General features: G+C 52.4%; 19 protein-coding genes and 1 riboswitch. Of the genes, 5 read left to right on the forward strand and 14 right to left on the reverse strand.

Features of this window, described 5'->3' with window-relative positions; translation table 11 throughout:
- Positions 1-158: 158 nt before the first annotated feature.
- Together ACSVDI_RS01745 and ACSVDI_RS01750 are read right to left on the reverse strand one after the other, a co-directional pair.
- Entirely contained in the window at positions 159-527 is a 369-nt protein-coding gene (locus tag ACSVDI_RS01745) for an MmcQ/YjbR family DNA-binding protein (RefSeq protein ID WP_457944279.1), read from the reverse strand.
- 14 nt (positions 528-541) lie between these two features.
- Positions 542-2,473, reverse strand: a complete 1,932-nt coding sequence (locus ACSVDI_RS01750) for a fructose-1,6-bisphosphatase (RefSeq protein WP_457944281.1) — start codon at positions 2,471-2,473, stop codon at positions 542-544.
- Between the two features lie 312 nt (positions 2,474-2,785).
- On the opposite strand from ACSVDI_RS01750, the gene ACSVDI_RS01755 reads away from it, so the two are divergent.
- Positions 2,786-4,858 carry a diguanylate cyclase gene (locus ACSVDI_RS01755; RefSeq protein ID WP_457944283.1) on the forward strand — a complete coding sequence of 691 codons (2,073 nt, stop codon included), beginning with the start codon at positions 2,786-2,788 and terminating at the stop codon, positions 4,856-4,858.
- A gap of 229 nt (positions 4,859-5,087) precedes the next feature.
- Here ACSVDI_RS01755 and ACSVDI_RS01760 read toward each other — a convergent pair whose 3' ends face one another.
- The 9 genes from ACSVDI_RS01760 to ACSVDI_RS01800 form a co-directional block, all read right to left on the reverse strand.
- Positions 5,088-5,843, reverse strand: a complete 756-nt coding sequence (locus tag ACSVDI_RS01760; protein WP_457944285.1) for a DUF975 family protein — start codon at positions 5,841-5,843, stop codon at positions 5,088-5,090.
- Between the two features lie 140 nt (positions 5,844-5,983).
- Entirely contained in the window at positions 5,984-6,985 is a 1,002-nt protein-coding gene (gene ilvC, locus ACSVDI_RS01765) for a ketol-acid reductoisomerase (protein ID WP_457944287.1), read from the reverse strand.
- A gap of 73 nt (positions 6,986-7,058) precedes the next feature.
- Entirely contained in the window at positions 7,059-7,568 is a 510-nt protein-coding gene (gene ilvN / locus ACSVDI_RS01770) for an acetolactate synthase small subunit (protein WP_457944289.1), read from the reverse strand.
- A gap of 75 nt (positions 7,569-7,643) precedes the next feature.
- A complete protein-coding gene (ilvB, locus tag ACSVDI_RS01775) occupies positions 7,644-9,269 on the reverse strand; it encodes a biosynthetic-type acetolactate synthase large subunit (RefSeq protein ID WP_457944290.1) in 1,626 nt (541 codons plus the stop codon).
- A 301-nt stretch (positions 9,270-9,570) separates the two neighbouring features.
- On the reverse strand, positions 9,571-10,290 hold the full coding sequence (locus ACSVDI_RS01780; protein WP_457944291.1) for a TVP38/TMEM64 family protein: 720 nt from the start codon (positions 10,288-10,290) through the stop codon (positions 9,571-9,573).
- A gap of 226 nt (positions 10,291-10,516) precedes the next feature.
- Positions 10,517-11,086, reverse strand: coding sequence for an energy-coupled thiamine transporter ThiT (gene thiT, locus ACSVDI_RS01785; RefSeq protein ID WP_457944293.1), 570 nt, complete (start codon positions 11,084-11,086; stop codon positions 10,517-10,519).
- Positions 11,087-11,273: 187 nt separating this feature from the next.
- Positions 11,274-11,384, reverse strand: a riboswitch (TPP riboswitch).
- Between the two features lie 231 nt (positions 11,385-11,615).
- On the reverse strand, positions 11,616-12,263 hold the full coding sequence (locus tag ACSVDI_RS01790; protein WP_457944295.1) for an HAD hydrolase-like protein: 648 nt from the start codon (positions 12,261-12,263) through the stop codon (positions 11,616-11,618).
- The gene (locus ACSVDI_RS01795) at positions 12,260-12,667 is read right to left on the reverse strand and encodes a thioesterase family protein (RefSeq protein WP_457944297.1); all 408 of its coding nucleotides are present in this window, start codon (positions 12,665-12,667) and stop codon (positions 12,260-12,262) included. The genes ACSVDI_RS01790 and ACSVDI_RS01795 overlap by 4 nt, the downstream gene beginning before the upstream one ends.
- Before the next feature lie 73 nt (positions 12,668-12,740).
- Entirely contained in the window at positions 12,741-12,998 is a 258-nt protein-coding gene (locus ACSVDI_RS01800; RefSeq protein WP_457944298.1) for a hypothetical protein, read from the reverse strand.
- Between the two features lie 232 nt (positions 12,999-13,230).
- Between ACSVDI_RS01800 and ACSVDI_RS01805 the strand changes: the two genes are divergently transcribed.
- The 4 genes from ACSVDI_RS01805 to rbr all read left to right on the forward strand — a co-directional run bounded on the left by ACSVDI_RS01805 (position 13,231) and on the right by rbr (position 18,305).
- Positions 13,231-14,013 (forward strand): heparan-alpha-glucosaminide N-acetyltransferase, encoded by a 783-nt coding sequence (locus ACSVDI_RS01805; protein ID WP_457944300.1) that lies wholly within the window; start codon positions 13,231-13,233, stop codon positions 14,011-14,013.
- Between the two features lie 154 nt (positions 14,014-14,167).
- Positions 14,168-16,339, forward strand: a complete 2,172-nt coding sequence (locus ACSVDI_RS01810) for a Tex family protein (RefSeq protein ID WP_457944301.1) — start codon at positions 14,168-14,170, stop codon at positions 16,337-16,339.
- Positions 16,340-16,452: 113 nt separating this feature from the next.
- Positions 16,453-17,547 carry a redox-regulated ATPase YchF gene (gene ychF / locus ACSVDI_RS01815; protein WP_457944303.1) on the forward strand — a complete coding sequence of 365 codons (1,095 nt, stop codon included), beginning with the start codon at positions 16,453-16,455 and terminating at the stop codon, positions 17,545-17,547.
- A 218-nt stretch (positions 17,548-17,765) separates the two neighbouring features.
- Positions 17,766-18,305 carry a rubrerythrin gene (gene rbr / locus ACSVDI_RS01820; RefSeq protein WP_457944304.1) on the forward strand — a complete coding sequence of 180 codons (540 nt, stop codon included), beginning with the start codon at positions 17,766-17,768 and terminating at the stop codon, positions 18,303-18,305.
- Between the two features lie 72 nt (positions 18,306-18,377).
- On the opposite strand, the gene ACSVDI_RS01825 is transcribed toward rbr, so the two are convergent.
- From ACSVDI_RS01825 to ACSVDI_RS01835, 3 genes are all read right to left on the reverse strand, one after another.
- Entirely contained in the window at positions 18,378-19,037 is a 660-nt protein-coding gene (locus ACSVDI_RS01825) for a DUF6179 domain-containing protein (RefSeq protein ID WP_457944306.1), read from the reverse strand.
- On the reverse strand, positions 19,030-19,587 hold the full coding sequence (locus ACSVDI_RS01830; RefSeq protein WP_457944307.1) for a DUF6323 family protein: 558 nt from the start codon (positions 19,585-19,587) through the stop codon (positions 19,030-19,032). The genes ACSVDI_RS01825 and ACSVDI_RS01830 overlap by 8 nt, the downstream gene beginning before the upstream one ends.
- A 301-nt stretch (positions 19,588-19,888) precedes the next feature.
- Positions 19,889-20,830, reverse strand: coding sequence for a glycosyltransferase family 2 protein (locus ACSVDI_RS01835; protein ID WP_457944308.1), 942 nt, complete (start codon positions 20,828-20,830; stop codon positions 19,889-19,891).
- Positions 20,831-20,868: the final 38 nt, after the last annotated feature.

Below are 20,868 nucleotides of genomic sequence, written 5' to 3' on the forward strand. Positions count from 1 at the left end.
TATTATAATTAATTTTATAAATAAATCAAGTATTTTTCCAAAAGAAATTAACTGTACCAGAGGATAATGATGACTTAGGTGGAGTGAAGTTAATTTCATAATGAAACATAGAAACAGGGAATCGTTAATGAAATGCTTCACTCGCAGGTTCCCTGTTATCAGTTTCCTTTCAACTCACGCTGAACCCGTTTCGGCAGGCGGGAAATGGCGGCGTCGTAGGCGTAGTCGATCATGGTGCGCAGCTCCTCGTCCGGCACGACGCCGTTGAGGATGACCGTATTCCAGTACGGCTGCTGAACAGGTGGGCAGAAATACCCCCGCACCACAGTTCCCGGGTACTGTTGGCGGTAAAAATCCGCGAACATCGGGTCACATTTCAGCGTTACCTTAAAGTCGTGCGGGTCGGGGTAAAGCTGGGCGAAAATTTTCCCGCGCACCCGCACACAGATGGGCACTTCGCCAAAAGGATAATCCACATAGGCTTCCCTTTTGGTAAGGCAATAGGAAATCATTTCGTCGGCCGTCACCGGTACCCGCCTCCTTACTTTTCTTTAATGGCGCCGCTGCGGTATGCTTCCAGCAGGGCGGAAAGCTCCTCAATCTGGCGCGACAGTTCCGCGCCCGTGTCGGTATCCTTTACCGTTACGCGCTCCTTAATGGCCTCTACCACCATGACCTTCGGCGAATTTTCACAGGCGGTGCCGCCCGCTTTCAGCGGCATGTGCTGTGCCAAAGCTAGATAACGCGAATTTGCGATGAATGTATAGCCACCGATTCCGGTCTGCTTCTGGTATGACTTGGAGATACCGCCGTCGATCATGTATAGCAGGCCGCCGCCCTTGATGGGATTTTCCCCTTGTTTTACCGGCACGTGCCCGTTGATAATATGGCAAACCGCGGGGTCAAGCCCGAACTCGCGCAGAACCATTTCGCAGGTTTCGCGGTGTTCAATATAAGTATAATAGGGATTGAACTCCTCTGTGTGGGTTGTTTTATCCGCAATAAAATAGCGCTCAAATGTGGTCATTTTCGCTTTGCCGAACAGCGGGGACTTTGCACCGCACCAGAGGTACCACATAAAATCGCAGGCGGTTTCACGTTCCTTGCTGCCCTGCGGCGCAAAGTAGGCGCTGCGGGCCACACCATCTAGATATTCCAGATATTTGCGGCCGGAATGGGCTTCTCCACTGAACTGTACCGTGTCGAATTTGCCGTCCGGCGTCAGCGGAATGCATCCATGGTAAAGCAGATTGGAATTAACGCACAAATACATGCTGCCGTGGGAATAAAGAAACCGAATGTGCTTTTGTAACCGCTCGCTGTGCTGGAACGAGGCCGCAATGGTCTTCATCAGCTCCATTTCCTCATGCGACAGACGCAGGGGGTCCTTCGGGTCGACGGTCGGGAACCGGGTGTCCCGCAAGGGATAAACTTTCCCGCCGAGGCAGACCGTGCCTTTTTCAAAATTCACCTGTTCCAGAAGAATGCGGTCGTTCATTCCGTACTCGGGATGCTTTTTAATCAGCTGCCCCTCCAGCTTGAACTGAATAATCGCCATCGCCTTGTGCATTTTCGAAGCCAGCGGAATGTCTACCGGGTCGTACTGGTTTTGGTCCAGAATATGGGGAACAAATGCTTCGCAGGGATCGTCCCGGTAGGTCTGCGCTGCAAAAATGGACAGCGCGCGCAGATTGATGCCGTAGCCGTCCTCCAGAAGATCGAAGTTGTTGTAGCGGATGCCCAGACGGATTACATTGGCGATGCACGCCCAGTTCCCGGCGGCCGCACCCATCCAGGAGATGTCGTGGTTGCCCCACTGGATGTCCACATCGTGGCGCTGAATCAGTGCGTCCATAATCGCATCGGCGCGGGGGCCGCGGTCGAAAATATCGCCGATAATGTGTAGCTTATCTACCAGCAGTTGCTGAATGGTGTTGCACAGGGCGATAATAAAATCCTCACTCATCTTCGTTTCCACAATGGTGCGGATAATTTCGCAGTGATAATGGGGTTTGTTGCTGCCCCCGTTTGCATGGAGAAGCTCATCCATAATATAAGCGAAGTGCGGCGGCAGCTTTTTGCGCACCTTGGAACGGGTGTATTTCGAGGCCGCCTCACGAAAAACCTCTGTCAGGCGGTAAATCATAATCCGGTACCAGTCATCGGTTGCAATTCCACGCTGCCGTGCGCGGCTCAGCTCGCGTTCGGGGTAGTAAATCAGCGTGGCCAGCGCCCCGCGTTCTGCTTCGGAGATGGACTGTTCAAACAATTCGTCGATCTTTTTCCGTACGATGCCGCACGCGCTTTTCATTTGATAAAGGAATGCCTCGTGTTCACCGTGAAGGTCGCTGAAAAAATACTCCGTTCCCTTGGGCAGCCTTAGAATCGCTTTTAGGTTGATGATTTCAGACGCCGCAGCTCGGGCGTTCGGGTATTCCTTGGAGAGGAGCTTTAGGTAACGCTCGTCAATCATCCGGTTTCCTCCAGTCCATAATATGTTTGTGGAAATATTGCATATATATATGAATCATTTGAAGCTCATAATCTGATTATACAAGAGCAAAAAGGGTTTTTATTAAAAATTCGCATTATTTTTTTGAAAATGCTTTCCTCTGCAAAAAGGAAAAACGTGTGTTTTGGTAACAGAAATGGCTGCTAAAATAATTTTCGTGAAGAATATTCAAAAATATAATTTTGAATTGAAATTTTACTTAAAAATGATATAATAGAAATTAATTTACAGATATTTACAATCATAAAAAATTATGGATAGGAGAGAGTGTGGGTGAAGATACGCAATTATCTATCTATATTGCTGTTTGCCATATCCATAATTCCGGTGATTTTCATTATGTTGTTCAGCGTAGTCTGTTTTGGGAAGAGCGTTTGGCAGGATATGCAGGAAAGCGTGGAAGATAACGCACGGCTTACAGCCGACACGATTAACCAGTTTTTCACCTATAACCGGGCCGCACTTTCATCGGTTGCGGAAATGCCGGCAGTGCAGACTTTTTTAGCTCAGAACATCCATGCCGTCAATACCAAAGAGCAAACGAAGTCAAGCCGCGAGGTGAACGAGCTGCTTGCCTTGGTAACCACAAAACGTCCCCAGCAGGGGGACGGAACGTGTGACACCTATGTCAGAAATACTTCACTGGTCAATGCACAGGGAAGCATCATCGCATCGGACGATACGGAACTGGTAGGAACCCGTTCTTCCCTTGCTGGCAATGAGAGCAGGATAGAAAAGAACGGGTTCAGTGTTTCGAATACGTTGAGGACCCCCGGTTTCCTGGACGGAATCAAATATTTTATCATCGCGGTTCCTATTTATAAGGACGGCGTATTTGTGGGGTATATTCAAAGCGCGGTGGACATGGTGTACTTTGACCTGTCCAGTCACCGTACTTTTATGAAGACCGGCTGGACCATGGTGGTGGACGGTTCCGGAATGATTGCCGGGGAAAAGGCGTTGGATGACCGGGGATTAGCCCTTACCAGCCTGAAGGACCCCGCATTTGAATCGGGGTTTTACCAGGACGTATGGCAGCGAATTGATTTGGTACATAAGCCGAACGGATTTCTGAATTTTCAGGAAAACGGCGGGGAAAAGCTGGGATACTACACAGCGGTTCCCGGTACGGACTGGGTTATTTTCAGCGTGGTGCCGGACTGGGAGCTGAAACAGCCGATTTACCAGGTTATGTTCTTCTTTTTTACCGTTCTGCTTCTGGTCCTGATTGTGCTGATGGTTGTGATTCGCCGCTCCGCAAAGCGGTTCCTGAACCCGCTGCACGATATGTCGGAAGCGTTTCTGCGGCTGATGCAGCGGGATTATACCGTACGGCTTTCTACAAATTATAAAGGAGAGTTCGCCGATATTTCCGCGTCGTTCAATAAACTGGCGGAAAAAATCCGGGCGGATACGGAAGAGCTCAAGGTAAACGAGGCGCGCTACGCGTTGATTATGGAAGAAACCAATCAGGTTATTTTTGAGTGGGATATGCAGGAGAACCAGATTTTTCATACGGTTCACTGGACCAATAAGTTCGGGTTCAATCAGATGGTGAGAAATCCCGGTTCGGAGCTGCCCGGTTTTTCCATCGTCCACCCGGATGACCGAAAAATCATTAAGCAGTTCTTCTGGGAGGCGCGCGAGGGAAGGCCGCCGAAGCCGGTGGATGTGCGCATGAAGACGATTGACAGCAAGTACATTTGGTGTACCATCAGCATTAAAGTGATATTTGATGAAAACAAGCGGCCGTTCCGCGCTATTGGGCTGATTACCGACACTGACCACCAGAAAAAAATCATCCAGACGCTGGAAAGCAAATCTAGAATGGACCTGCTGACGCAGACCTACAACAAGGTTACGGCGGAAAAAATGATTGAGGACTTTTTAAGTACCGCTCCGCCGGAGGAAAATCATGGGTTTATTATTATTGATATCGACAATTTCAAGGGCATTAACGATACGCTGGGTCATATTTATGGCGACAGCGTGCTGAAGCAGATTTCCGCACGGCTGAAGGACCTGTTCCGCGCCACGGATATTGTGGGCCGAGCCGGCGGCGATGAATTTATTATTCTGGTGAAAAACTTAAGGGACGAACAGGTCCTGAAAAATAAACTCAGCGAGATTTGCAATATTTTCCGCAGTGTTTCCACCGGGGAAAACGAGCAGTACCGGGTTTCCGCCAGTGTAGGCGCGGCGGTTTTTCCCAATGACGGGACCACCTTCGCAGAGCTTTATCAGCACGCGGACAGTGCCCTTTACCGTGCAAAACGCATGGGAAAAGATGGGTTCAGCCTGTACTGCGAAGGCCAGCTGAAAAGTTCCAGCGAAATAGGTACGTAGCGTAACATCTGCATCGGGAATAGCACCCAGCCGGGGCTGCCAATGCCGATGCGAAGGAATCACTGAGAAAAAGAGAATAGAAAAAGGCTGCTTCCGGTGCTCTTCCGAAAACAGCCTTTTTTATTGACATTTGGAAAGCTCTGTTCCAGAGCAGGACGGATTCCCGTGTGCTAATTCCTTCGGGCTGCCGCAGCCCGTTCCTCTGTGGAACGGAGCGCCTTGAAACAGCTTAGGACTGGGGCTGCTGGTCCTGCGAATAGGGCGCGGGCACAACCAGACCAAGCTCTGCCGGGTTCAGCTGGCCGGTTTGGATGGCGCGGTCGCGCAGGAACACGTAAAGCTCCGACATGGTGGCATTGTAGTAGGGGATTACAAAGAGAATGCCAACGCCAAAGCAGATTGCACCCAGCAGGAACCAACCGAGGAACGAAAGTATCAAGACGAAGATCGCACCCTTTTCTCCGTTTGTCATCATCCGGCTGATTTCACGTGCGCGTGAACCGGGAATGGACGGATTGTCGGAGAGTATGTACGAAACCATGCTGTACTGCAGGGCTTTTACAATTCCGGGGATGATGAGTAAAAGCGACCACAGGCAAATGAAAAGGTTGGTTACAAACAGCGCGCCTACGCCGTTCCCGTAATTTTGGCGGAAGCCGCTGAACAGAGTGCCAAAGTCGGTTCTGCCAAAGCGGTTTTGCACGAAGAAACGGGCCAGCCCAATTTCAAGGGGCAACCCTACGAAAATACCAAGCAGCAGATTACCGACTGAAATCAGGTTCGTGACGCCGCTTTGAGCCATAATATCAGCTTGGTTTGCAAGGGGGTTGAACGCAAGAAACTGGTATTGGATCTGAATCGGCATGGTAAAAATATTCAGAGCTTCACTGATGAGCAATGCGACCAGGCATACGGCGAAGGCAGTCCAGTAGCGCCCCCTCAAGGCAAGTTTTGCGTTGGATTTTAGGATTCCTCTGTCCCACATAAGTTCTGTCCTCCTATCAATATATAATCAAGATTTTGCCGCCGGTGCGACGGATTTTTCCACAGCCCCGGCGGCGGACAGTATTAAGAATATGCTGTTCGTGCCATATCTTATGAGTGATATTTTGCTAAAATGTAAAATTAATCAATGGGGTCGTTGTTCCACGCATACATTTTGCGCAGCTCTTTGCCGACTTCCTCCAGCTGATGGCTGGCGGCAATCCGGCGGCATGCGTTGAAGTGCGCGCGGCCGTTTTTGTTTTCGGCGATCCATTTGCTGGCAAAGGTGCCATCCTGAATTTCGCTGAGAATTTTCTTCATTTCCTTCTTGGTTTCGTCGGTAATCAGGCGTTTGCCGGTTTCGTAATCACCGAATTCCGCCGTGTCGGAAATGGAGTAACGCATCAGCGAGAAGCCGCCGCGGTAAATCAGGTCGACAATCAGCTTCATTTCATGGATGCATTCAAAATAAGCATTTTCCGGTGCGTAGCCCGCTTCCACCAGAGTTTCAAAGCCGGCCTGCATCAGGGCGGTTACACCGCCGCAAAGAACAGCCTGTTCACCGAACAAGTCGGTTTCGGTTTCAATCTTAAAGGTGGTTTCCATAATAGCGGCTCTGGCTGCACCAAGTCCTGCGCCATAGGCGAGGGCGAGGTCAAGCGCGTGGCCGGTGTAGTCCTGCTCCACAGCAACCAGGCAGGGAACACCCTTGCCGGCGGTGTATTCGCTGCGCACGGTATGGCCCGGGCCCTTCGGAGCAATCATGAACACGTCGATGTTCTTCGGCGGTTTAATTTGGCCGTAGTGAATGTTGAAGCCGTGCGCGAAGGCGAGCGCTTTGCCTTCCGTCAGGTAAGGGGCAATGTCGGTCTTGTACATATCCGCCTGGCGCTCGTCGGGAATCAGAATCATAATAATGTCGGCTGCTTTCGTTGCTTCCGGGACGGTCATAACTTTCAGACCGGCTGCTTCTGCTTTCGCCTTGCTCGGGCTGCCTTCATACAGGCCGACTACAACGTTGACACCGCTGTCATGCAGATTCAATGCATGCGCGTGTCCCTGACTGCCGTAACCGATAATGGCAACGGTTTTACCTTTGAGCAGATTGATATCGCAATCCGCCTGATAATAGATTTTTGGCATTTTCTTTTCCTCCTTGCCTGATGGCAAATAATATAAACTAACGCTTGAGCCGAAAATCGGTTCAAGGGGTTGGTTACATGGATTCGCTTGTCTGCTTGCGCGCGGTAGAGGGACCCTTTTCAATGGCAAGGGTGCCCGCGCGGACAATTTCCTTAATGCCGTACGGTTTCAGAAGGCTGATGAGCGTTTGCGTGCGCTCGTCGTTGTCGGTAAACTGGAAGGTCAGGGATGTTGTGGAAACGTCCACAATATGCGCGTGCATCAGCTCGGCAATTTTCATCAGCTCTGCACGCTGCTTGGTGTTGCAGCCCACCTTAATGAGCGACAGCTCGCAGCTGATGAACCGGTTGGGCTCCAACACTTTTACCTTAATGACGGGAATCAGCTTGTTCAGCTGTTTTTCCACCTGTTCCACAATATAATCGTCACCGTCCACCACAATGGTAATGCGCGAAATGGTGGGGTCTTCGGCAATGCCGACGGCCAGACTGTCGATGTTAAAGCCCCTGCGGGCGAACAGGCCGGATACTTTGGAAAGAACGCCGGGCTGGTTTTCCACCAGTACGGAAAGCGTGTGTTTCATGGGGAAGGCCCCTCCTTTCTCTGCGGGACGGATCAGGATAAAACATGCGGGAAATGGGATTTATAAATCTGTCGATTATATGGTCGGCGCATCGGGATTGACGCGGCAAACCAGAATAAAGGCATGCTCTGAAGCAAGCATTTTTGCCGCCAGCCGCTCCGCTTCGTCGTTACAATCCGCATAGGCCGCCTCAATGCCGTAAGCCTGTGCAAGACGGACGAAGTCGGGGCTGCCCGAAAGCTGGGTGGCAATATGATGGCCTTTGTACTTTTTGGTCTGGATTTCCCACACCATACCCAAGCGGTCGTTCTGCATTACGATGATTTTAACGGGAATCCGGTTCTGGCACAGGGTGCCCAGTTCGCACATGGCCATTTGGAACGAACCATCGCCGCAGATACACAGTACCTGGCGCTTCGGTTTTGCCAGCTTTGCGCCCAGCGCAGCGGGGAGCGCGTACCCCATGGTACCCAGCCCGCCGGAAGTGAGGAAGCGCCCTTCCTTTACGTTAAAGTTGCGCGCCGCCCAAATCTGGTTTTGTCCCACATCGGAAACCAGAATGGCATTGTCCTCCATTTTTTGGGAGAGCGCCCGGATAAACGAGCGCGGCTCCACGAAACCGGTTCCGTTTTCCGGTATTCCGGCAGGAGTGTACTCCTCTTTATAACGGAGCACGCTGGTAATCCACTCCTCCGGCACAATGTTGGTAACCTTTTCTGCGAGTTCGCGGAGTACCAGCCGGATGTCGCCAACAATCGGGATGTGTGCAGTCATGTTCTTGCCGATTTCGGCGGGGTCAATGTCGATGTGGATGATGGTCGCCTTTTTGGCCATTTGCTGCGGTGCGCTGACTGCGCGGTCGCCCACGCGCGCGCCGCAGAGGATGACAAGGTCCGCCTCTTTCATGGCGCGGTTTGCGTTGGCATGCCCGTGCATGCCGATCATGCCCAGGTAAAGGCGGCTGTCCATTGGAATCACGCCGATGCCCATCATGGTGGAAACCACGGGAATGCCGCTGTTCTGTGCAAACGCAATCAGTTCATTACGCGCGCCGGCCAGCACCACACCGCCACCGCAGCAGATGATGGGGCGCTGCGCCTCGGTGATGGCGATAAGCGCCTTTTTGATTTGCATGGCATGCCCTTGTGTGCGGGGCTTGTATCCGATGATATTTGCTTTCTGCGGATAGACAAATTCTTGAATCTCGGCGGTCTGCATGTCCACCGGAACGTCAATCAAGACCGGGCCAGGGCGACCGGTAGAGGCAATATGGAATGCTTCCTTGAAAATGCGTGGAAGGTCGGCAGTGTTTTTCACCAAATACGAATGCTTGGTGAACGGTTCACAGGCGCCGGTAATGTCCGCCTCCTGGAACACGTCGCGGCCCAGCAATTCGGAGCTGACCTGCCCGGTAATGGCAATCAGGGGGATGGAGTCCATGTACGCCGTGGCGATGCCGGTAATCAGGTTGGTGGCACCGGGGCCGCTGGTGGCAATGCAGACGCCGGGTTTTCCGCTGGCGCGGGCGTATCCGCTGGCGGCGTGCGCCGCATTTTGTTCCTCGCGCACCAGAATATGCCGAATGGACGAGCGGCTTAGATAATCATAAAATGGGCAAATTGCCGCGCCCGGATAGCCGAAAACGAGATCCACGCCCTCGTTTTCCAAACATTTTACCATGATTTCCGCACCGCTGATCAATTCGGCACCTCCGTTCCAACATGACACGATCCAATCCGAAATCGCCGTTGATTTCGGACTTCTTTTTTAAAGAATACGCCGCTGTGTTCGGTGTTATGGCGATGTATTACCGTCTGAACGACGAAATCCAGAATTGCTTAATATTACTAATTATTATTTATTATAAGATTTTTCACATTGCCCGTCAACGATTTTTCACCTTTAAAGTGATAAAATTAAGAAGCGCAGGAAATTGTTTTGGAAATGGCCGGAGAGAAAGCCATTTGGCTGCAATTCTGGGCCGAAGTACGGTGCGCCACAGTTACTTTGTGAGCGCCTTATAGAGCAGCAGACCGCCCGCGCTGGCTCCGCCCAAAAGCAGAAAGAGTGCGGCGGCCTGACCGTAATTGCCGCTTTCCAGCGCATGGCCCCCGACCGAGGATGCCCAGAGGGAGGGAACGCGGGCCAGTGTAGTAATCAGCAGAAAACGGCTGAAGTTTTGGGGCAGCAGGCCAGCAGAAAATAAAAACAGGCGTTTCGGTGTGCCAGGAATCAGGAACAGCAGCCACAACAGCGCATCGCGTTTCTTTTCGCCGAGAAAAAACAGCACCTTTTCCTGTTGGGCGGAGGAAAAGAACAGATTTAAAAGCTTTCTGCCGCAGATTTTGGTAAAATAAAAAATCACCGTGGTTGATATCAGGACGGAGCAGATCGTCAGAAAAAAGCCCTGTGCCCGCCCGAACGCGTAGCCGCCCGCCGCGGCGGTCAGTTCCAGCGGGATGGGGAGAAACCCCTGCAGAATTTCCATGCCCAGAAACGAAATTTTTCCCAAAGCGCCCTGGCTGCGGATAAACCGGGCCAGTTCTTCAGAATTTGTAATCAGCATTAAAATCGGTCGGCAGAGCAGAACGGTCAGCCACAGGAACAAAGCCAGGCCCGCCGCCAGAATAGCCGTGCCCAAAATACGGTCGCGCAGGGGAGGCGGCTGGTTCTTTGCACGCGGAAAGGTTGCCCGTACGGGGAAGGTGTGTTTTCGGATCAATCTCTGAAATCCTTTATTCAGGGTCATCACCTTGATTCCCGGGTGTGCATCAGAATGCATCCCGGATGGAATGGAAAAGCGGGTTCTTCTGCATTGTATTCTGCATCCTTGCCGGATTATGAGAAAAGAATGCCTTTGTCACTCGGTTTTCGCCGCCGGTTTTTCCGCGAAAAAAGAAACAGCGCCGGCTGCTCAAGGGCAGCCGGCGCCGGGAAGGGTTCTCTGTTTATGCTTTTTTGGGGCTTCTGTGTTCCATGCGGTCCAGCACCTGAACCAGGATGACGGACACCACAGCGGTAATGATGGTTTCTACCAGCATATAGCTGCCGTTGTAAGTAAGGGAGTAGAGCCAAACCGGCGTTCCTTCCGGCGCGTAGCTGGCCCAAATGAGAATACCGGAAAGGAAGCTGCACACAAAGCGCAGCGCGCAGACGACCACAGAGCCCACCGCCACACTGACGGTGCGGGCTTTGAACGGTTTGCCGAAGAACGACGCCGTGCCGAGGACCGTAAACGCCAGCACGTAGTCCAGAAGAACGACGGCGATAAACGCCGCGATGGTGTTGGCCGGGGGTGCGTCGAACCGAAGCACCATTTGCAGCAGACTGTGCGTGAACGCAGTGGCAATGCCCCATTTCAGGCCGTGCCGGTACGAAACCAGCACCAACGGCACCATGCTGGCACAGGTAATGGAGCCGCCCTGCGGCAGTTCGAAGAGCTTAATCATGCTTAATACGGTGGACATGGCGATCATCAGCGCGCATTCCACAAGGGTCAAAGTCGTGTTCTTTTTCATGTGTGTTCCTCCAAAACATGATTTGAACCGAATAATCCCTGAAACCTATTCAAGAATCCAGCCCTTCGTTCGGTTTCCCCGCCGGCGATTGGTTCCGACGGTCAAACCGAAGGAATGGAAGCGTTTGGATGGAGTGTAAAAGCATTGCTGCATAAATGCAAAAAACGCTCTGTGAATGCACAGAGCGTCAAAAATACCGTTTCTTTCCTACGCTGGCATTATCCAGATCAGGTCGAGGGTTCGAAGCGTCCATCCGCTTCATCTCAGCCGAGTATACTCAGCACCCCTTTATACTTGTTCCGATGGGAAGCGTCGAATGAAATTAAGAACAAACGGAACCAATGCCGTCTTTCAACAATACCTCTCGTTCTGCCTCTTACGGAACTCGTATTATTCAGTTCGTTCCTATCATACAATAGGGAATTCGGTTTGTCAATTCCCTACTGGGAGGAACAGCCGGGTTCGGTTGTTTGAAAGCGGAAAGCAGTTCAAACCGGGAGTTTCGCTGCTTTGTACTGCTGCCCCGCTGCTACTGAAGCAGAAGTGCTTTCAAAGTGGGAATATCCTTTGCAAAAACGGACGCACCCTCGTGCTCCATTTCTTCCTGCGTGCCAAAACCGTACAGAACGCCGATGAACTGGGTGCCGGCTTCGCGCGCACCGGCGGCGTCAAAGCGAGTGTCGCCCACCATTACGGCCTGTTCAGCGGGAACGTGGCGGGCATTCAGCGCAGACCGGATCAGCTCATCTTTGTTGCTGCTGTGCTCGTTTTCATCCGGGGCGGAAATAAAGTCAAAGTAAGGGGTCAAATGAAAATAATCCAGCACGGGAAGGGCAATGTTTTCCGGCTTGGATGTGGCGACTGCCAGGGAGATTTTCTTTTGCTTCAGTTCTTCCAGCAGCTCTGGAATCCCGGGGTAGGGCGCGTTCTGAAATGCCCCGGTTACATTGTACGTTTCCCGGTAAAGGAGTACCGCCTGTTCGGCTTGTTCTTCCGTCAGGCCGCAGTAATTGACGAAACTGGACCACAGCGGCGGGCCAATGAATTTACGCAGGGTTTCCTGCGGCGGTACGGGAAATCCCATTTTTTTCAGTGCCAGCGCGGCGCAGCCGGTAATGCCCGGCTCAGAATTTGTTAAGGTTCCGTCCAAATCAAATAAAATCAGCGAATAGCTCATTTGGATTCCACCTGGTTTGCTTTTCTGGATTCGGCCTTGTTCAGGAAGCTTTCCTTTTTCACGCTGACGCGTTCGTGCGTGCCCTTTGCAATCAGCCCGGCTTCATCATATGCCTCCAGTGCAAAGCGGAAAAAACGTCCCTCGTTTTCCGTCAGTTCGGCGGTCACCGTCACCGTTGCCCCGAGCGGCGTGGGGTTCAGATGTTCCACTGTGATTTTGGAACCAACCGTGGTGTAAATATCTTCTAACCCTTCCTGCGCAAGCGCCGCGGCAGCTCCTTCAAACAAGGCCGCGACGGTCGGGGTGGCAAGCACGCGCAGGCTGCCGCTGCCCACGTTTACCGCTAACATGTCTTCTGTAACGGTGTATTCGCGGGTCAGCTTTGCGGATTTTATTTCTTTCATTGTCATTTCCTCCTTACACATGATATAATAATTCTTGCTGTTCTAACTGTTGAAATGGTAAAAGCGGTTAAAATTAATAAACGGTGCGGTGTGCTCCACGAAAGCCCAAAGAAATTGCGGCCGCCGAAGGCGGGAAGGCGCTGCGCGCCGCCCAGCAATTTCCGAAAGTCAAACCAGCGGCAGCGGGTTTGACTATTACACCGAGCTTGACGTGATCCAAAGAAATTGCGGCCGCCGAAGGCGGGAAGGCGCTGCGCGCCGCCCAGCAAATTCCGAAAGCCAAACCAGCGACAGCGGGTTTGACTATTACACCGAGCTTGACGTGATCCAAAGAAATTGCGGCCGCCGAAGGCGGGAAGGCGCTGCGCGCCGCCCAGCAATTTCCAAAAGTCAAATCAACCGCAGTTGATTTGACTATTATACCATAAAACCAACCCGGTTAAAAATAGTTTGTTCCAAACGCCAAGGCAGCCAAGAATTTGGGCGTGCCGTGCGCGTTTTGTGCCGTCGGCTGAATTCAAACGATCGGCGGCCGATATACATCACGTATGGAGGATGCGATTATGCCTGATTCACGGGAAGCCCCGGCACGCCGCCGGATTTATGCCATGGACGAGCTCCGTGGGTTTGCGGTGTTCTGCATGGTGTTTTACCACGGCTTCTATACGCTCGCCTACCTGTACAATCTTCAGGTCGGCATGGTGCTGCTGCGCTTTTTTATGCCCGCGGAACCGTGGTTTGCGGGGCTTTTCATTTTGATTTCCGGCATTTCGTCCGACCTGTCGCGCTCCAACCTGAAACGCGGGTTGAAGCTGCTGGCGGTTGCCCTGGGCGTGACGGCAGTCACCGCGTTGGTGGTGCCGGAGGAGCTGATTGTGTTTGGAATTCTACATTTTCTTTCCGTCTGCATGATTGGCTACGGCCTGCTGAAACCGTTCGCCGACCGACTCCAGTTTTCGTGGGCGGCTGTTGCCGTTTGTGCGCTGCTGTATGCGTGCACCATGCACATTTCCTTCGGGTATCTTGGCATTTCCCCACAGATGGGTGTTTTTCTGCCGGATTCCCTGTACCGGACAAACTGGCTTGCGCCGCTGGGAATTTTTAATCTGGAATTCCACAGTTCGGACTATTTTCCGCTTTTCCCATGGATGTTTGTGTTCGCCGCGGGCACCATTTTAGGAAAGCTGGCCGTGCAGGGCAAATTCCCCGCGTTTCTGTATCCCTCGCGCGTGCCGTTCTTTTCTTGGCTCGGCCGCCACGCTCTGCTGATTTATATTGTACATCAGCCGGTGATTTACGGCCTGTGCTGGGCGGGCTCCGCGGTGGTAAAACTGTTTACGCGGTGAACCATGGAACCAATGAATGAATCACGAACCATCCGCATGAAACATGCAAAATAGGAATTTTTCACGGAACAAAAGCAAGGAAAAGGCTTTCGATTTTGCTCGGTTCGTTGTTTCTTGCTTGCTGAATTAAATTAATGTTAGGATTGAAAATAAAATGGATTTTGTAAAAGAACTCTCCACTCAGTTTTCCCTGCAGGAATGGCAGGTGCAAAAGGTCATTGAACTGATCGACGAGGGCAACACGATTCCGTTTATTGCCCGTTACCGCAAGGAAGCCCACGGGTCGCTGGATGACCAGACGCTGCGTGAAATTGCGGAGCGGCTGGAATACCTGCGCTCGCTGGAAAAGCGCCGCACAGAAGTGGCGGAGCTGATTACTGCCGCCGGCAGTATGACGGAAGAACTTTCCGCTGCCCTGAATGCCGCTGCAACCCTTTCGGAAATCGACGACATTTACCGCCCGTTCCGCCCCAAGCGCAAGACGCGTGCTTCCGTGGCGAAGGAAAAGGGGCTTGACCCGCTTGCGCAGGCGATTTTCGCGCAGGAGCCGGACTCCCCGTATCCGATTGACCTGGCAGAACAATATGTAAATCCGGAACTCGGCGTAGAAACGCCGGAGGACGCGCTCGCGGGCGCATTGGACATTATTGCGGAGATGATTTCCGACGACGCGGGTATCCGCAAACGCCTGCGCGTAGTGGCCATGGCACAGGGAGAACTGGTTTCCAAAGCGGCGAAGCCGGATGAGGATTCGGTGTATGCGCAGTATTACGACTTCCGTCAGCCCGCTGCCAAACTGCCGGGGCACCGGATTTTGGCGATTGACCGCGGGGAACGTGAGGAGTTTCTGAAGGTCAGCCTGGAGCTGGACCGCACAAAGGGACTGAATATCCTGCTTTCCACCTGTGTGAAAGGGGATTCCCCTTGCGCCGAAGCGGTGCGGCAGGCCGCGGAGGACGCCTATGACCGGCTGATTTTCCCCTCCATTGAGCGGGAAATCCGCAATACTCTGACCGAACAGGCGGACGAAGCCGCCATTAAGGTATTTTCTGTCAACCTGCGCCAGCTGCTCATGCAGCCGCCGGTGAAGGGCCGCGTGACCATGGGTCTGGACCCGGGCTACCGCACAGGATGCAAGGTTGCGGTCGTGGACCCGACCGGCCGTGTGCTGGACACGGGAGTGATTTACCCCACCCATTCGCAGGCGAAGGTCGCAGAGGCCAAGGAAACCGTGAAGCGCTTGATTCAAAAGTATGGCGTAGAAGTGATTGCCATCGGCAACGGGTCGGCGTCCAAGGAAACCGAAATTTTTACCGCCGACGTGATTCACGAGCTGAACACCGGCGTTTCGTACATGGTAGTCAGCGAGGCGGGTGCTTCCGTGTATTCCGCCAGCAAGCTGGCCGCGCAGGAGTTCCCGGATTATGATGTCACCCTGCGCAGTGCGGTTTCCATCGCACGCCGTTTGCAGGACCCGTTGGCCGAACTGGTGAAAATCGACCCCAAGGCCATCGGCGTGGGACAGTACCAACACGATATGCCGAAAAAGCGCATGGATGAAGCGTTGGGAGGCGTAGTAGAAGACTGCGTGAATACTGTGGGCGTTGACCTGAATACAGCTTCCCCCAGCCTGTTGGAAAAGGTAGCCGGCATCACACCAACGATTTCCAAAAACATTGTGGCCTACCGGGAGGAGAACGGTGCGTTTTCCTCCCGTGCGGAGCTGAAAAAGGTGCCGAAGCTTGGTCCCAAGACATTCGAGCAGTGTGCGGGCTTCCTGCGCGTGAGCGAAAGCAAAAATATTCTGGACAACACCGCCGTGCACCCGGAATCTTATGACGCGGCGAAGGCGCTGCTTCAGCTGTGCGGCTACGATATTAAAAATATGAAACGGGAAGGCTTTTCCGACCTGCGGGACAAGGTAAACGCCATTGGGGAGGAACAGGCGGCGGCTCAGCTGGGTGTCGGCGTGCCGACGCTCCATGACATTGTGACCGAACTGCTGCGCCCGGGGCGCGACCCGCGCGATGAGCTGCCCAAGCCCATGCTGCGCACCGACGTGATGAGCATGGAGGACTTGAAGCCGGGCATGGAACTGACCGGAACCGTGCGCAATGTCATCGACTTCGGCGCGTTTGTCGATATTGGTGTGCATCAAGACGGCCTGGTGCATATTTCGCAGATCTGCGACCGCTACATCAAGCATCCAAGCGAGGTGCTTAAGGTGGGCGACATCGTGACCGTGCGCGTCCTTTCCGTGGATGTAAAGAAACAGCGCATTTCGCTGACCATGCGCACAGACAAAGCAGCACAAATCGTGCAGTAGTTTTCTCCCCGGCAATGGTTGTACGGGAACCGGAAAAGAGCTATAATAAATCTATGATATAGTATCCGCCCATTCCGGCAGGAATATGGCGGAAGTAAATGAGGGAAACAGGAATGAAGCTTGGTATTGTAGGATTGCCCAACGTGGGCAAAAGCACACTGTTCAACGCAATTACGAACGCGGGGGCGCAGTCCGCGAACTACCCGTTCTGCACAATAGAGCCCAACGTGGGCGTGGTGGCGGTGCCGGACAAGCGGCTGGACCGCCTGGCTGAAATGTACCACCCGGAAAAGTATACGCCGGCCACCATTGAGTTTGTGGATATTGCCGGGCTGGTGCGCGGCGCTTCCAAAGGCGAGGGGTTGGGCAACAAGTTCCTCGCGAATATCCGCGAGGTGGATGCCATTGTGCATGTGGTGCGCTGCTTTGTCAACGATGATATTATCCACGTGGAGGGCAGCATTGACCCGAAGCGCGACATTGAAACCATCAACACGGAGCTGATTCTATCCGATCTGGAAGTACTGGAGCGCCGGATGGAAAAAACACAGAAAATGATTAAGGCGGATAAAAAATATCAGGCCGACTACGACTTTTTCGCACGCGTTCGGGATGCACTGAACGAGGGAAAATCTGCCCGCAGTGTGGAATGCACGGAGGAGGAGGCTGAACTGCTTTCCTCAGTTTCCCTGCTGACCAACAAGCCGGTGATTTACGCCGCGAACATGAGCGAAGAGGATTTTAAGGGTGGCATTGAAAACAATCCGTATTTTGCCATGGTAAAGAAAATTGCGGACAGCGAACACGCAGGTGTGCTGCCAATCTGCGCGGAAATTGAAGCGGAAATCAGCGGAATGGACAAAGAGGAAAAGGAATTGTTCCTTGCCGACATGGGCCTGACCGAATCCGGTCTGGACCGCCTGATTAACGAATGCTACAGCCTTTTGGGCTTAATTTCCTACCTGACCGCCGGTCAGCCGGAGGTGCGTGCGTGGACGATTAAGAAGGGCACCAAGGCACCGCAGGCTGCGGGAAAAATCCATTCCGACTTCGAGCGCGGCTTTATTCGTGCGGAGGTTATCTCGTTCGACGACCTGATGGCCTGCGGAAGCATGACCGCCGCCAAGGAAAAGGGCCTTGTCCGTTCGGAGGGCAAGGAATACGTGATGCAGGACGGCGACGTGGTGCTGTTCCGGTTTAATGTGTAAATAAGAACGAAAAAACACGGGATTGTTTCTGAATCTGCCTCTTATTAACGGGAATACTGAATTCAAAGGAATTGTATTGAATCCATTGTTTCTGGGGGAAATTATTTTTACGTATATTTTCACAAAAACACTATTATGAATGCGATATTTGAAGTATAATATTACCAATCGATCACATCCTATAGTGATGATGTATGAAATTAAAGGAGGCTACCGACATGGAGTTAAAAGGAAGCAAGACCGAAGCAAATCTGCTGGCGGCGTTTGCGGGGGAATCGCAGGCGAGGAACAAGTACACCTTCTACGCGTCCAAAGCCAGAAAAGAGGGCTACGAGCAAATTGCGGCCATCTTCGAGGAGACCGCCAACAACGAAAAGGAACACGCGAAACTGTGGTTTAAATATTTGCACGGCGGCGATATTGGCAAAACTGCCGACAATTTGGTTGATGCGGCCGCAGGCGAGCGGTTCGAATGGACAGAAATGTACAAGGAGTACGCCGACGTGGCGGAGCAGGAAGGCTTTAAGGAGATTGCCAACACCATGCGCCTGATTGCCACCGTGGAAAAGGAACACGAGGAGCGTTACCGCAAGCTGATTCAGAATTTGGATCAGGATATTGTGTTCAAAGCAGACGAGGAGACCGTGTGGGTCTGCCGCAACTGCGGTTATGTCCATATCGGCAAAAATGCACCGGCTATTTGCCCGGCGTGCAAACATCCGCAGGCGTATTTCGAGCGCAAAGCCAAAAACTACTAATGAGTTCCTAAAGAGCGGGTCAAACGGCCCGCTCTATTTTTATGGATTTCGCTCTTTTCCCGAAAATCTGCCTTACAGCCACTTGGGAGGGTCTATCCCCTGATCTTCCAAAATCAGCTCTGGAAGATTAATCAGCATTTCCCGGTAATCCAAATGGTGCTTCACCCCGTGGGTAAGCAGCAAGGCACGAATGTAATTTTCGCGGTAACCGGCGCAGAAGCGGTTTTCCTTTAACAGCTGAGTCAGGTAGTTTTTGATGTAAAGAATTCCGGTTACGCTCATGTCGTCGCGGTACAGCGGGTAGTCGATCAGCCCGCCCGGCGTTTCGTGTGCAGCGTAGCGCGGGTCATATGGGGAAAGGGCGTTGCCAAACGCATGGTCAATGGTGTGGTTGTAGGCAATCAGTTCCGTGGGGACGCGGGTTGCTTTTACTTCATCCAGCAGGGTCTGGCAGTCTTTCACCGCTTGTTCCAGCAAAGATACCCCGGCTTCCCAAAGCGTTCTTACGCTCTGCGTTTTCAGCACCAAGGCAGGGTCGGGCACGGTCTGCAGATAAGCGGAAACGCCGTACAGCATGGATTCTAGCAGTGATTGGGCCTGTTCCACCCGGATAGAACTGCTTTTTTCGTGGTTAAAGCGCAGAATCTCCTCGCTGAGCAGCTGGGTCATATTCAGTTGGAATTCTGCTATTTCCTCCGCATTCAGGGATGCGGCTAGCATCGGATTATTCAAGTTCAAGTTCCTCCCATCGGTTGCGTTCCTGCTCTTCCTCTGCCTTTTCTTCCGCCTGCGCGGCGAGGTCCCCTTCAAATAGGATTTCGGCATCCATATTAAAGAAATCGGTTATGCCAAAGCGAAGGTTATCGGCCAGCTTTTCCAGTTCCCGCCCTGCGAGCAGTTCCAGTGAACCGCCGCAGCGGTTTTCAAAGCAGTCCTTTAGAAAGGCTATCAGGTCATCGTCGGAGATGCGGTCCTCCGTTTCATTTTTGACGGCGTAAAACAGCTCAGTCAACTCGCACAGCGTTGCAGCGTAGTTGTCCTGATTCAAAAAAGTAGAGCTGCCAAACGCATCCACTATCTTACCAATTGTGGCGCTGCCGATTTCAATACGCCCGGTTTCGTTCAGCGCACAGGCGCGGGTTTCCAACAGTTCTGCCGCGTCCTGCGGCGTAAGGATTAGCCCATATTGGGCGGTGGTTTCGTTTTTTTTCAACAACTCGTTGATGGCAAGCTGATTCGACAGGGCGTCCAGCGCAAACAGAGCGGACAGTGTATTTTCCAAGGTAATCTCCCCCAGATATTAAAATTTTCAAAAAAAACCTTGACAACACAGCAAAATTGTGATATAGTGTATTTGTAAAAATATATAACAAAATAAAATACAATCTAATAAATTCTAGTATACCATTGATTCCACAGAGAGTCAATGGATTTTTTATTTTGGGGAGAGCCCGAGAAATTCCCTCCGGCGGCTTACCAAAACGCTTAATCAGAACTTGAAAAGATACCAAAGACACGGCTCTGTAAAAGCAAACACCTCGGACAAGTTACGCTTGTCCGGGGTGTTTCTGTATTTTAGTGCATTATTTTTTGTATTCCTCAATTCGGTAACGGGGGCGGGCCTTCACTTCGCTGTACAGCTTGCCCACGTATCCGCCGACCACGCCCAGGCACAGCAGCTGAATTCCGCCCAGCAGCCAAATGGAACAGACAATAGCGGTCCAGCCTGCGACCGTTTTGCCCGTAAAGTGGGCGATTAGTGCGTACAGCAAACCGATAATACTGCACAGGGAAACCAGAATGCCCAGGTTCGAAATGATTTTCAGCGGCTTTACGCTGAATGAGGTAATGCCGTCCAGCGCAAAGGAAATCATCTTTTTCAGTGGGTACTTCGATTCACCCGCGAAGCGTTCGTGGCGGTCGTAGTAAACGTAGTCACTGCGGTAGCCGATGAGCGGCACAATGCCGCGCAGAAACAGGTTTGTTTCCCGGTATTCGCTCAGCGCGTCGAGCGCGCGGCGGCTCATCAGACGGTAATCTGCGTGGTTGTAAACAATGTCCACACCGAGCAGTTGCATGAATTTATAAAACCCCTGCGCTGTGGCACGCTTGAAAAAGGTATCGGTTTCGCGCTTGTTGCGCACGCCGTAGACCACGTCGCAGCCTTCCAGAAATTTTTCTACGAACTGGTCCAGCACCTCCACGTCGTCCTGCAGGTCGGCGTCCATACTGATGGCGCAGTCGCAGGATTCTTTGGCGGTCATCAGGCCGGCGAGCAGCGCATTTTGGTGGCCGCGGTTGTGCGCCAGCTTAATGCCGCTAACCAGCTCGTTTTCGTCGCAGAACCGGCTGATCAGCCCCCAGGTTCCGTCTTTGCTGCCGTCGTCCACCAACAGCATTCGGCTTTCGCGGTCTGCGTGGCCGGACTCGATCATCTGGTTCAGCTTTTTGGTCAGGCGGCTTACGGTTTCGGGCAGTACGGCTTCTTCGTTATAGCACGGAATGACTAAATATACGCAAGGCATGGGAATCTCCCTTTCCATTTTCACCGGAGCGCGGACTG

The sequence above is a fragment of the Caproiciproducens sp. LBM24188 genome, assembly GCF_054130445.1.